Here is a 12,715-nt window from a genome sequence, read left to right as displayed (position 1 = left end):
GGGCGTACACCGCCTCCCCCGGGCGCTACGGCACCTCAGACCGCGGGGACGCAGCGGCCGTCTTCCGTCCGGTAGGTCCACTGCGCGCCCTGGGTGACCAGTTCCCTCACCGCCGTGACGAAGCGCTCGACGTGCTCGTCGGGGGTGCCGGCGCCGAAGCTCACGCGGATCGCGTTGAGGGACTTCTCGCCCGGGGCCGCCTCGGGGGCGCCGCACTCGCCCTGGGTCTGGGGGTCGCTGCCGAGCAGGGTGCGCACCAGCGGGTGGGCACAGAAGAGGCCGTCGCGGACGCCGATGCCGTACTCGGCGGACAGGGCCGCGGCGAAGTGGGAGCTGTTCCAGCCCTCGACGACGAACGAGATCACACCGACCCGGGGGGCGTCGTCGCCGAACAGGGAGAGGATCCTCACCTCGGGCACCTCGGCCAGGCCCTCACGGACCGTGGCGATCAGATGCTGCTCGCGGGCGACCAGGGCGTCCCAGCCGGCCTCGGTCAGCGCCTTGCAGGCGGAGGCGATGGAGTAGGCACCGATCACGTTCGGGGAGCCGGCCTCGTGGCGGGCGGCGCTGTCGTGCCACTCCACGTCCACTCCGCCGTCCTCGCGCCGGGCGACCTTGCGGCTGGCTCCGCCGCCGGCGAGGTAGGGGTCGGCGGCCTGGAGCCAGTCGGCGCGGCCAGCGAGGACGCCGGAGCCGAACGGGGCGTACAGCTTGTGACCGGAGAAGGCGACCCAGTCGACGTCGAGGTCGCGCACGCTCACCGGGTGGTGCGGGGCCAGCTGGGCGGCGTCCAGGACGATCCGGGCGCCGTGGGCGTGCGCGGCGGCCGCCAGCTCGCGCACCGGCCACAGCTCGCCGGTGACGTTGGAGGCGCCGGTGACGCAGACCAGGGCGGGCCCGTACGGGTCGCGGTCGGCGAGCGCGCGCTCCAGGGTCTGCACGGCCTGCTGCGGGGTGCGCGGGGCGTTGAGGTAGGTGACCTTCGCGTGCTGCCAGGGCAGCAGCGAGGCGTGGTGCTCGGTCTCGAAGACGAAGACCTGGCAGTCGGCCGGGATCGCCCGGGCCAGCAGGTTCAGCGAGTCCGTGGTGGAGCGGGTGAAGACGACCTGGTCGCCCTCGCGGCAGTCGAGGAACTCCGCGATCGTGTGCCGGGCGTTCTCGAACAGGTCGGTGGACAGCTGGGAGAGGTACCCGGCACCGCGGTGCACGCTGCCGTAGTACGGCGCGTAGGCGGCCACGTCGTCCCAGACGCGCTGCAGGGCGGGGGCGCTGGCGGCGTAGTCGAGGGCGGCGTAGGTGACCTCGCCACCGGTGACGAGCGGGACGGTGACATCCCGGCCCAGAACGGGCAGGGGGGCACAAACCGAACGGTCGGAGGCAGCGGTGGAGACAGACATGGCGGAACTCCCGTGAGGACGCGCGGCACAGCGCGGAAAGAACGAAGAAGGGGGTGCGGAGGCGGGGCTCTGCGGCCCTATCGCATTCGGTTGCTCACGGAAGACTCCTCGACGACCAGGACCCCTGGGTTCGCGAGGGGTCCGCGCTTGCCGCAGACCTTGCTGACTGCGGCCTGGTCTTCACCCGGGGCACCCCGCCACGGACGGAGGGTTGCCGGACAGCCGGCCGGGGCCTCATGACTGTCACTCATGACCTGGTACAGGAACGTAACGGAAGTGATCGCCGCCCCGCAACCCGAGTCCGGATTGCGGGACGGGCGTGGTGGAAGGTCAGGAGTTGCTGGCCGCCACCCAGCGTTCCAGGGTGCGCTTGGCCGACCCGGAGTCGATGGACTGCGCCGCCTTGGCCATGCCGGCCCGGATCTGCTCCGTCAGCGGTGCGTCGGTCGGCGCGAGGGCGACCAGCGCGGCCGCCGAGTTGAGCACGACGGCGTCCCGGACGGGGCCCCGCTCGCCGTCCAGCAGGCGCCGGGCCACCTCGGCGTTGTACGACGCGTCGGCGCCGCGCAGGGCCTCCACGGGGGCCAGGTCGATGCCGGCCTCCCGGGGGTCGAAGGTCTCCTCGGTGACCTTGCCGTCGCGGACGATCCAGACCCGGGACGTGGAGGTGATCGTCAGCTCGTCCAGGCCGTCGTCGCCGCGGAAGACCAGGGAGGAGTTGCCGCGCTCGGCGAAGACGCCGGCGACGATGGGCGCCATCCTGGCGTCGGCGACGCCGACGGCCTGCGCCCGCACCTTCGCCGGGTTGGTCAGCGGACCCAGCACGTTGAAGGTGGTGCGGATACCCAACTGGCCGCGGGCGGCGGCCACATGGCGCAGCGCCGGGTGGAACTTCACCGCGAAGCAGAAGGTGATCCCGGCCTCCTCGGCCACCTGGGGCACGCGGTGCAGCGGCAGGTTGAGGTTGACGCCGAGCTTCTCGAGCACGTCCGAGGCGCCGGAGGCCGAGGACGCGGCCCGGTTGCCGTGCTTGACGACCTTCGCGCCCGTGCCGGCCACGACGATCGAGGACATGGTGGAGATGTTCACCGTCTTCGCGCCGTCGCCGCCGGTTCCGACGATATCGACGGTCGGGCCGGGCACCTCGATGACGTTGGCGTGGTCGTACATCGCGCGGACCAGGCCGGTGATCTCCTCGACCGTCTCGCCCTTGGCGCGCAGCGCGACCGCGAACCCGGCGATCTGGGCGTCGGTGGCCTCGCCGCGCATGATCTGGTCCATCGCCCAGGCGGTGTCCTCGGCGCTCTGGTCGCGGCCCTCCAGCAGGCCGTTCAGCACGCGGGGCCAGGAACGGCCCGCCGCGGTGTCGCCTCCAGCGGGGGTCACAGCGCTCATCAGCCGCTCCTGGTCGTCTCACGCGTCGAATGTCACCTCCACCCTATCCAGCCCGCGCCAAGCCGAACGGCCCCGTCCGAACCCCGGACGAAGCCCCCCACCCCCACCCCCATCCGCGCGGACCGGTCCCCCACCCCGGGAACACGCGGTCGCCCCGCCACCGCCCCGACGCGCAGGGCCCCGGCCGGCCACAGCGCCAGGCAGACCACGAGAGCCGGGCGGATCCGGTAGCCAGCCGGACACGGGCAACCGCCCGGGCACGGCGGCCTACCGGAACGGCCACAACCCGGACCCGGCAGTCAGCGAGATACGGGCAACCCGCCGGGCACGGCGAAGGGCCCCGTCCGTTGTTCGGACGGGGCCCTTCGACCGTGGCGTGGCTGACGCAGCGATCAGTGGTGGCCGTGGCCGCTCGTGATCTCCCTGTACTCCTCGGCGCTCGGCTTCGCGATCTGCGACTCCTCGCCGAAGTACGCCTCGCTGAGCTTGGCGCGCAGCTTCTCGCCGCCCTTCACCTTGCGCTCGACACCGTTCTCGTCGACCGTGGGGCCGATCTCGAGCGGCTGGTACTGCTCGTGCGCGGTGAGCGTGTGCAGCGCTTCCTGGCTGAGCGGCTCGTGGACCTCGATGAACTCACCGTGCGGCAGGCGCTTGATGGTGCCGGTCTCGCGACCGTGCAGCACCTTCTCCTTGTCCCGGCGCTGCAGGCCGAGGCAGATCCGCTTGGTGATCAGGAACGCGAGGACCGGTCCGACGAAGACGAAGATCCGCACGAACCAGGTGACCACGTTGATCGACAGGTGGAAGTGCGTGGCCCACAGGTCGTTGCCGCCACCGATCAGCAGGGTCAGGTACACCGTCATCCAGGCGACGCCGAGACCCGTGCGCGTCGGGGCGTTGCGCGGGCGGTCCAGGATGTGGTGCTCGCGCTTGTCACCGGTGACCCAGGCCTCGATGAACGGGTAGACCGCGATCGCCACCAGGACCAGCGGGAAGATCACCAGCGGGATGAACACACCGAGGACCAGCGTGTGACCCCAGAAGTTGATCTCCCAGCCCGGCATGAAGCGGATCAGACCCTCGGAGAAGCCCATGTACCAGTCGGGCTGGGCACCCGTGGACACCTGGTCCGGCCGGTAGGGGCCCATGGCCCAGATCGGGTTGATCTGGGCGACCGCGGAGATGACCGCGATGACACCGAAGACCAGGAAGAAGAAGCCGCCCGCCTTCGCCATGTACACCGGGAGCAGCGGCATGCCGACGACGTTCTTGTTCGTCTTGCCGGGACCCGCGAACTGGGTGTGCTTGTGGTAGAAGACCAGGATCAGGTGGGCCACCATCAGGCCCAGCATGATGCCCGGCAGCAGCAGGATGTGGATCGAGTAGAAGCGGGCCACGAAGTCGCCGCCCGGGAACTCGCCGCCGAAGAGGAAGAACGACAGGTACGTGCCGACGATCGGCACGGACAGGATCGCGCCCTCCATGAAGCGGACACCGGTGCCGGAGAGCAGGTCGTCCGGGAGCGAGTAACCGGTGAAGCCGGTGAACATGCCCAGGACGAACAGCAGGAAGCCGAACAGCCAGTTGACCTCACGCGGCTTGCGGAACGCGCCGGTGAAGAACACGCGCATCATGTGCACGAACATGCCCGCGAGGAAGATCAGCGCGGCCCAGTGGTGGATCTGCCGGATCAGCAGACCACCGCGCACGTCGAAGGAGATGTGCAGGGTCGACCTGAACGCCTCGGACATCATCTGCCCCTGGAGCGGGACATACGTGCCGTGGTACTCGACCTCGTTCATCGACGGGTGGAAGAACAGCGTCAGATAGACACCCGTCAGAATGATGATGAGGAAGCTGTACATGCACACTTCGCCCAACATGAACGACCAGTGGTCGGGGAAGATCTTGCGCATGTTCGACTTGGCGAGGGAGTAGATCCCCAGCCGGCCGTCGGCCCAGTCGGCGATGCGCTCGCCGGCCGGTGCCTTCCCGCGAGAGCGGGGTGCTTGGTTCGCTGCAGTACTCATCCGCGCTCCCAGAAAGCAGGACCGACGGGCTCTTCGAAGTCGCCGAGCGCCTCGAGGTAGCCCTCGTCGTTCACACCGATGCGCAGCTGCGGCAGGGCGTGACCGGCGGGACCGAAGATCACCCGGGCACCGTCGGACAGGTCGAAGGTGGACTGGTGGCAGGGGCACAGCACGTGGTGCGTCTGCTGCTCGTACAGCGAGATCGGGCAACCGACGTGGGTGCAGATCTTGGAGTACGCCACGATGCCGTCGTGCGACCACTGGAGCTCACGCTTGTCCTTGATGTTCTCCGGCTGGAGCCGGACGATCATCAGGGCCGCCTTGGCGATCTCGGTCTGGAAGTCCTCGTCGTGCTCCTCCAGGCCCTCGGGCTTGGCGAAGGTCAGCGAGCCGACGGCGACGTCCTCGGGACGCAGCGGCTCGTTGGTGTTCATGTTGACGAGGAGCTTGCCCTTGGACCACAGCGTGTGACGCAGGCTCGTCCCGGGCAGCGGACCGAGGTCGCGCAGCAGGAACAGGCCCGAGAGCGGGACCAGGGTCAGCGCGCCGAACATCGTGTTGCGGATCAGCTTGCGCCGGCCCAGGGCCGACTCCTTGGCGCCCTGGCGGAAGTCCGCGTGGACCTTCGCCCGGACCTCCGGGGAGGCCTCGATCGGGTGGCGCTCGTCGGCGACCTCCACGTCGGACATCAGGGTGCGGGCCCAGTGGACCGCACCCGCGCCGATGCAGAACAGCGCCGTGCCGAGGGTCAGACCCAGCGCGAAGTTCATCGCGCTGAGGTGGCCGATCGGGAAGACGAAGATCGACTTGTGATGCGGGATCGTCACGTACGCGGCGATGAAGCCGAGGGTGGCCAGCATCGACACCGTGAACAGCAGGGCGACCACACGCTCGGACCGCTTGGCGGCCCGCTCGTCGATGTCCTGGATCCGGTGCTCGTGGGGCGGCAGGCCGGGGTCGGCGAACGGGTTCTCGCCGTCCGCGACGCCTACCGCGCCGTGCGCGTGGGCCTGCTCTGCGGGCAGGTTCTCTTCTGGAATGTCTTGGCTACTCATGACTTCTTGGCCTTTGCGGTCCGAGCGGCGACCCAGACGGCGACCGCGATCAGGGCGCCGAGGCCGAAGATCCAGGCGAACAGACCCTCACTGACCGGCCCGAGGCCGCCCAGCTCGAGACCGCCCGGGTTCGTCGTATCGCTGCCGTTGACCGCGTGCAGGTACGCGATGATGTCCTTCTTGTTCTGCTCCGACATGGTGGTGTCGGGGAACGACGGCATGTTCTGCGGGCCCGTCTGCATGGCCTCGTAGATGTGCTTGGGGTCCACATCTTCGAGCGTCGGGGCGTACTTGCCGTTCGTCAGCGCGCCGCCCTTGCCGGTGAAGTTGTGGCACTGCGCGCAGTTGGTACGGAACAGCTCGCCACCCTTGGCGATGTCCGCGCCCTCGGGGCCGTACTGCTGCTTCGTCGGGACGGCCGGGCCGGCGCCGAGCGAGGCCACGTAGGCCGCGAGCTGGTCGATCTGAGCCTGCGTGTAGATGTTCTTCTTACGCGGGATCTGGGCCATCTGCGAGGTGGAGGCCGGCATACGGCCGGTGCCCACCTGGAAGTCGACCGCGGCGGCGCCCACGCCGACCAGGCTCGGACCGTCGGAGGAGCCCTGACCGCCGGTGCCGTGGCAGCTGGCGCAGCCCACGGTGTAGAGCTTCTTGCCCTCGTCGATGGCGAGGGACTGGGAGGAGTCGTCGGCCTGCGCCTTGCCCGCGGGCGCGAACGCGGCGTACAGACCCCCCGTGGCCGCCAGCGCGAGGAGTAGGACGACGACCGCCGCCAGCGGATGGCGTCGTCGTGCGGAAAGCTTTTTCACGGATTACCCCGGTGTCAGGATCTTCAGCGTCGATGCTTCTGGGTGGTGCGTTGCGAGAACGCGCGTGGGATCTTCTCGCTACTTGATCAGGTAGATCGTGGCGAAGAGGCCGATCCAGACGACATCGACGAAGTGCCAGTAGTAGGACACGACGATGGCGGCGGTCGCCTGCTCGTGCGTGAACCTCTTGGCCGCGTAGGTACGGCCGAGGACCAGCAGGAAGGCGATGAGACCGCCCGTCACGTGCAGGCCGTGGAAGCCGGTGGTCAGGTAGAACACCGAACCGTACGGGTCCGAGGACAGCGAGATGCCGTCCTTCTTCACCAGCTCGGTGTACTCGTAGATCTGACCGCCGATGAAGATCGCACCCATGATGAAGGTGACGATGAACCAGCCCCGGAGCTTCTTCACGTCACCGCGCTCGGCCGCGAACACGCCGAGCTGGCAGGTGAGGGAGGAGAGCACCAGGATCGTGGTGTTCGTCGCGGAGAAGGGCACGTTCAGGGCATGCGCCATCTCCTTCCAATGATCGGCACCCGTCACCGAACGCAGGGTGAAGTACATCGCGAAGAGGGCCGCGAAGAACATCAGCTCGGAACTCAGCCAGATGATGGTTCCGACGCTGGTGAGGTTCGGCCGATTGACCGACGGGTGCGCGTGCCCGGTATCTACTGTCGTTGCTGTCGCCACGACCGACATTATGTCGGTCGCTTATCCCGCCCTCACTCCGGGGGGTGCCGTTCGGAGTGTTCCCCGCGTGTGTACTGCCCGGATGGCCCATCGCAGAGGTGTTCCAACAGGTGTTGACGGGCTGCGCGAGGGAGTAGCATCCGCCGCAACGGGCTTGTCTCTTACGACGCTGACGTCTCGGAGGAACCATGCGGCCGACCGCCACGGTGCTGGTCTACAGCGACGACTCCAACACGCGGGAGCAGGTGAGGCTCGCGACCGGGCGGCGGCCCGCGCCGGACGCCCCGGTGGTGGAGTTCGTCGAGTGCGCGACGCCCGAGGCGGTCCTGCGGGAGATGGACAAGGGCGGCATCGACGTCTGCGTCCTGGACGGCGAGGCCGTGCCGATGGGCGGCATGGGGATGTGCCGGCAGCTCAAGGACGAGATCTTCCAGTGCCCGCCGGTGCTGGTGCTGATCGCACGGCCCCAGGACGCGTGGCTGGCGACGTGGAGCCGGGCTGACGCGGCGGTGGCGCTGCCGGTGGAGCCGGTGGAGTTCGCCGGGGCGCTGGCCTCTCTGCTCCGCACGGAGCGGCTGGCCAGCGCCTGAGGCCTCGGGGCGCAAGGTTTACAGGCGACTGCAGGCCGTCTGTGGTTGCTCGCGCCCCTGGGTCGGTCACAGCGCTCTGGGCTGGAGCCGTGCCGCGTCCTGGGAGCTCGTTGCGTTGGTCTTGGACCCGGTGACGGCGCTGCCTGTGCGCCACTTCTTCCAGTCGAGGTTCCAGTCGCCGAAGCCGTTGCCGAAGGGTTCCATCGTCTCGCCGGCCGAGTTCACGACCTGGACGACGTCGCCCTCGCGGACGTGGTCGAAGAACCACTCCGCGTTGGCGGTGCTCATGCCGGTGCAGCCGTGGGAGACGTTGGCGTAGCCCTGGGAGCCGACGGACCAGGGGGCGGCGTGGACGTACTCGCCGCTCCAGGTCACCCGGGTGGCGTAGTAGACCGGCAGGTCGTAGGAGTCCGCGCTGCCCTCGGCGATACCGATGGTGGTGCCGCGCATCCGTACGAAGTACTCCTTGCCGAGCACGACCTTGACGCCGTTACGGGTGTCGAAGCCGGGCTTGCCGGTGGTGACGGGGAACTGTTCGACCTCCTCACCGTTCTTGTAGTACGTCAGCGTGTGCGCGGCGGCATCCGTGACGGCGATGACCCGGTCGCCCGTGGAGAGCTTCACGGGGGCGGACTTGCCGCCCCAGAGACGGTCGCCGATCTTGATGCCGTCCAGGTTGCTGTGCACCTCGATGGTGGCGTGGGCGGGCCAGTACTCCTCGGGCCGGTAGTGGAGCTGCTTGTCGTCGACCCAGTACCAGGAGCCCTGCACCGCGGGGGTGGAGGTCACCTTCAGGGCACGTTCGACGACGGCCCGCTGGTTCTTGTCCTTGATGGGCTGGCTCAGCTCGGCGGTGATGGGCTGTCCGACGCCGTAGGTGCCGGACTTGGGGCCGAACTTCACGGTGAGTGTCTTCTTCGACGTGGGCTTGCCGGTGTCGAAGGTGAGGACCTTGCGCCCGGGGGCGCCGTCGTCGTCCTCGGTGCTCACCCGGACCGTGTAGTGGGCGTTGGCGGCCAGCGGCTCGGTGCTGTGCCAGCGGGTGCCGTCGGCGGAGAGTTCGCCCGCCACGAAGCGTCCTGTGGCGTCCACGGCGGTGACGTCCGTGATCCGGTCGTCGTCCTCGGCGGTGACTTCCAGGGGCTTGTCCGGGTCGGCCTTCTTCCCGTCCCCTGAGGGGCCGTTGAAGGCGATCTGGTCGGCCGCGTCGTAGGGGCGGCCGGCGAGCGGGTTGCCGTCCGAGCCGCAGGCGGTGGCGGCCGCGCTCAGGGCGATCACCAGCAGCGTGCAGCCGACGGCTGTGCGGGGGCGGGAAGGCGTGCTCATGACTTCACGCTAGGAAGCTTCGTCAAGGGCGGCGCGCGGTGGCACCCTTCCGGGTGACGGCGACTGCGGCGAACGGATGACGGAACCGGCGCGAACGCGTGAGCCCGGACGCTCCGTGAGGAGTGTCCGGGCTCAGCGGCGTTCAGCGCGTGTTACTGGGTGCGGTTCTCACCGCGGTAGTACTCGAAGACCCAGCCCCAGATGCCGATCAGGATGATCGGGGCGGCGAAGTAGAGCAGCCACCAGCCGACCGCGACACCGAGGAAGGCGATCGCACCGCCGATGCCGAGGGCGAGCGGCTGCCAGCTGTGCGGGCTGAAGAAGCCCAGCTCGCCCGCGTCGTCCGCGACGTCGGCCTCCTTGTTGTCCTGCGCACCGGTGTCGACCCGCTTGGCCGTGAAGCCGAGGTAGAAGCCGATCATGATGGACAGGCCGAAGGCCAGGAAGAGAGCGGTGGTACCGGCCGGCTCCTTCGACCACACGCCATAGACACACGCCATGACGAGGATGAAGACGCTCAGCCAGATGAACATCTTGCCCTGGATCTTCACTTGCCGGCCTCCTTGCCGCCCGCGATGGCCTTCTCACCGTGGCCGGCGTGCGCCAGCTGGTCGAGCTCGGCGATCTCCGGGTGGTGCAGGTCGAACGCCGGGGATTCGCTGCGGATCCGCGGCAGGGTGAGGAAGTTGTGCCGCGGCGGCGGGCAGGACGTCGCCCACTCCAGGGAGCGGCCGTAACCCCACGGGTCGTCGACGCCGACCGGCTTGCCGTACTTGGCCGTCTTCCACACGTTGTAGAGGAACGGCAGGATCGACAGGCCGAGCACGAAGGACGCGATGGTCGAGATCGTGTTCAGGGCGGTGAAGCCGTCCGCGGCCAGGTAGTCGGCGTAACGACGCGGCATGCCCTCGGCGCCCAGCCAGTGCTGGATCAGGAACGTGCCGTGGAAGCCGACGAACAGCAGCCAGAAGGTGATCTTGCCGAGGCGCTCGTCGAGCATCTTGCCGGTCATCTTCGGCCACCAGAAGTGGAAGCCGGAGAACATCGCGAAGACGACGGTGCCGAAGACGACGTAGTGGAAGTGCGCCACCACGAAGTACGAGTCCGACACGTGGAAGTCCATCGGCGGCGCGGCCAGGATGACACCGGTCAGACCACCGAAGGTGAAGGTGATCAGGAAGCCGGTCGCCCACAGCATCGGCGTCTCGAAGGACAGACTGCCCTTCCACATCGTGCCGATCCAGTTGAAGAACTTCACACCGGTCGGGACGGCGATCAGGAACGTCATGAAGGAGAAGAACGGCAGCAGCACACCGCCGGTGACGTACATGTGGTGCGCCCACACCGTCACGGACAGACCGGCGATCGCGATGGTGGCCGCGATCAGACCCATGTAGCCGAACATCGGCTTGCGCGAGAAGACCGGGATGACCTCGGAGATGATGCCGAAGAACGGTAGCGCGATGATGTACACCTCTGGGTGTCCGAAGAACCAGAAGAGGTGTTGCCACAGCAATGCGCCGCCGTTGGTGGCGTCGAAGACGTGGGCACCGAACTTGCGGTCCGCCTCCAGGGCGAACAGCGCGGCCGCGAGGACCGGGAAGGCCAGCAGGACCAGGACACCGGTCAGCAGCACGTTCCACACGAAGATCGGCATGCGGAACATCGTCATGCCCGGAGCGCGCATGCAGATGATCGTGGTGATGAAGTTGACCGAGCCGAGGATGGTGCCGAAGCCGGAGAAGGCCAGACCCATGATCCACATGTCGGCGCCGATGCCCGGCGAGCGGACCGCGTCCGACAGCGGGGAGTAGGCGAACCAGCCGAAGTCGGCCGCACCCTGCGGGGTGAGGAAGCCACCGACGGCGATCGTCGAGCCGAACAGGTACAGCCAGTAGGCGAACATGTTCAGCCGCGGGAAGGCGACGTCCGGGGCACCGATCTGGAGCGGCATGATCCAGTTGGCGAAGCCCGCGAACAGCGGCGTCGCGAACATCAGCAGCATGATCGTGCCGTGCATCGTGAACGCCTGGTTGAACTGCTCGTTCGACATGATCTGCAGACCCGGACGGGCCAGCTCGGCGCGCATGAGCAGAGCCATGACGCCACCGATGCAGAAGAACGCGAACGACGTGACCAGATACAGCGTTCCGATGGTCTTGTGGTCGGTGGTGGTGAGCCACTTGACCACGACGTTGCCGGGCTGCTTGCGCCGCACCGGCAGTTCGTCCTCGTAGTACGGCTTGTCAGCCGCCGAGGCACCCTGAGGTTCGTTGACGATGCTCACAGGACGTTCGACTCCCGGTTCTTCTCGTGCCCCGTCTGCGCGATGCCGGCGGGGACGTAACCGGTCTGCCCCTTCTTGACGAGGTCCTTCAGATGCTGCTCGTAGCGCTCGGGCGAGACGACCTTCACGTTGAACAGCATCCGGGAGTGGTCGACGCCGCACAGCTCGGCGCACTTGCCCCGGAACGTGCCCTCCGCGTTCGGGGTCACCTGGAACGCGTTGGTGTGGCCCGGGATGACGTCCTGCTTCATCAGGAACGGCAGCACCCAGAACGAGTGGATGACGTCACGCGAGGTGAGGACGAACCGGACCGTCTTGCCCTTGGGCAGCCACAGCGTCGGGCCGGGGTTGTTGGTCTGCGGGTTCCGCGTACCGGGAGTACCGCAGTCGTAGACGCCGCCGGCGTCGGCCGGGAACGCCTTCTTGAACCGGTCCGGAATCGCGTTGAGTTCCGGGGCGGTCCTGGCGTCACCGGAGGAACCGCTGACGCCCTCGATGTAGTTGAAGCACCAGCTCCACTGGAAGCCGACCACGTTGACCGTGACATCGGGCTTCTTGTCGAGGCTGAGCAGCTTCGACTCGTCGCGGGCGGTGAAGTAGAACAGCACCGAGACGATGAGGATCGGAACGACCGTGTACAGGGCCTCGATGGGGAGGTTGTAGCGGGTCTGCGGAGGAACCTCGATCTTGGTGCGGCTGCGCCGGTGGAAGAAAGCACTCCACAGAATCAGACCCCACACCAGCACGCCAACGGCGAGCGCGGCAGCCCAGGAGCCCTGCCACAGGGAGAGGATCCGCGGAGCCTCTTCCGTGGTCGGGGTGGGCATACCAAGGCGGGGGAAGTCCTTGTATGTGCAACCGGTTGCGGTCGCCAGGACCAGGCCCGCGGTCAGTGCCTGCAGCAGCTTCCGCCGCATCGGGCGCCGCGGCGAGCGGTCGGAGCCGTTGGGACTCACGTAGCGCCTTCCCGAGAGTCTCGCCCGCGCGGTTCGGCTGCGGCCTTCTCGCTGGTCGGTCGCCGCCCTGCGTCGGGCAGGGGTTTGGATGTTTATGCGGACCAAACCCTAGCCGACGCGTTTTGCGGCTGCGCGAGGAGGGGTGCCTACTGACTCGGGTGGTTCGCTGGATTGGCGGCT

11 protein-coding genes and 1 riboswitch are annotated in these 12,715 nt (G+C 68.2%); of the genes, 1 reads left to right on the top strand and 10 read right to left on the bottom strand.

The features are described from left to right. Positions 1–35: 35 nt before the first annotated feature. The 6 genes from ACZ64A_RS11275 to ctaE form a co-directional block, all read right to left on the bottom strand. Complete coding sequence (locus ACZ64A_RS11275; protein WP_469809729.1) at positions 36–1,397, bottom strand: aminotransferase class V-fold PLP-dependent enzyme; 1,362 nt, start codon at positions 1,395–1,397, stop codon at positions 36–38. A gap of 138 nt (positions 1,398–1,535) precedes the next feature. Beyond that, a riboswitch (SAM riboswitch) is annotated at positions 1,536–1,652 on the bottom strand. Between the two features lie 75 nt (positions 1,653–1,727). Beyond that, positions 1,728–2,792: an anthranilate phosphoribosyltransferase gene (gene trpD / locus ACZ64A_RS11270; protein ID WP_469809728.1), complete on the bottom strand. Its 1,065-nt coding sequence runs from the start codon at positions 2,790–2,792 to the stop codon at positions 1,728–1,730. A 392-nt stretch (positions 2,793–3,184) separates the two neighbouring features. Next, positions 3,185–4,822: a cytochrome bc1 complex cytochrome b subunit gene (gene qcrB, locus ACZ64A_RS11265; protein WP_469809726.1), complete on the bottom strand. Its 1,638-nt coding sequence runs from the start codon at positions 4,820–4,822 to the stop codon at positions 3,185–3,187. Next, positions 4,819–5,877: a cytochrome bc1 complex Rieske iron-sulfur subunit gene (gene qcrA / locus ACZ64A_RS11260; protein WP_469809725.1), complete on the bottom strand. Its 1,059-nt coding sequence runs from the start codon at positions 5,875–5,877 to the stop codon at positions 4,819–4,821. Before qcrA ends, qcrB begins: the two co-directional genes overlap by 4 nt. After that, entirely contained in the window at positions 5,874–6,686 is an 813-nt protein-coding gene (qcrC, locus tag ACZ64A_RS11255; RefSeq protein WP_469809724.1) for a cytochrome bc1 complex diheme cytochrome c subunit, read from the bottom strand. Before qcrC ends, qcrA begins: the two co-directional genes overlap by 4 nt. 78 nt (positions 6,687–6,764) lie before the next feature. After that, the gene (gene ctaE / locus ACZ64A_RS11250; protein WP_361632662.1) at positions 6,765–7,385 is read right to left on the bottom strand and encodes an aa3-type cytochrome oxidase subunit III; all 621 of its coding nucleotides are present in this window, start codon (positions 7,383–7,385) and stop codon (positions 6,765–6,767) included. A gap of 179 nt (positions 7,386–7,564) precedes the next feature. On the opposite strand from ctaE, the gene ACZ64A_RS11245 reads away from it, so the two are divergent. Continuing rightward, complete coding sequence (locus ACZ64A_RS11245) at positions 7,565–7,966, top strand: response regulator (RefSeq protein WP_469809723.1); 402 nt, start codon at positions 7,565–7,567, stop codon at positions 7,964–7,966. A 66-nt stretch (positions 7,967–8,032) separates the two neighbouring features. Here ACZ64A_RS11245 and ACZ64A_RS11240 read toward each other — a convergent pair whose 3' ends face one another. The 4 genes from ACZ64A_RS11240 to ctaC form a co-directional block, all read right to left on the bottom strand. Continuing rightward, positions 8,033–9,292 (bottom strand): L,D-transpeptidase, encoded by a 1,260-nt coding sequence (locus ACZ64A_RS11240; protein WP_469809721.1) that lies wholly within the window; start codon positions 9,290–9,292, stop codon positions 8,033–8,035. 152 nt (positions 9,293–9,444) lie between these two features. Next, positions 9,445–9,843 carry a cytochrome c oxidase subunit 4 gene (locus ACZ64A_RS11235; protein WP_469809720.1) on the bottom strand — a complete coding sequence of 133 codons (399 nt, stop codon included), beginning with the start codon at positions 9,841–9,843 and terminating at the stop codon, positions 9,445–9,447. Further along, complete coding sequence (gene ctaD, locus ACZ64A_RS11230; RefSeq protein WP_469809718.1) at positions 9,840–11,579, bottom strand: aa3-type cytochrome oxidase subunit I; 1,740 nt, start codon at positions 11,577–11,579, stop codon at positions 9,840–9,842. The genes ACZ64A_RS11235 and ctaD overlap by 4 nt, the downstream gene beginning before the upstream one ends. Next, positions 11,576–12,535 carry an aa3-type cytochrome oxidase subunit II gene (gene ctaC / locus ACZ64A_RS11225; RefSeq protein WP_469809717.1) on the bottom strand — a complete coding sequence of 320 codons (960 nt, stop codon included), beginning with the start codon at positions 12,533–12,535 and terminating at the stop codon, positions 11,576–11,578. The genes ctaD and ctaC overlap by 4 nt, the downstream gene beginning before the upstream one ends. Positions 12,536–12,715 lie beyond the last annotated feature (180 nt).

This window comes from Streptomyces sp. NPDC104814 (genome assembly GCF_055583185.1).
Note: the sequence above shows the minus strand (reverse complement) of the source record. Positions and strands in the feature narration are given on the sequence as shown.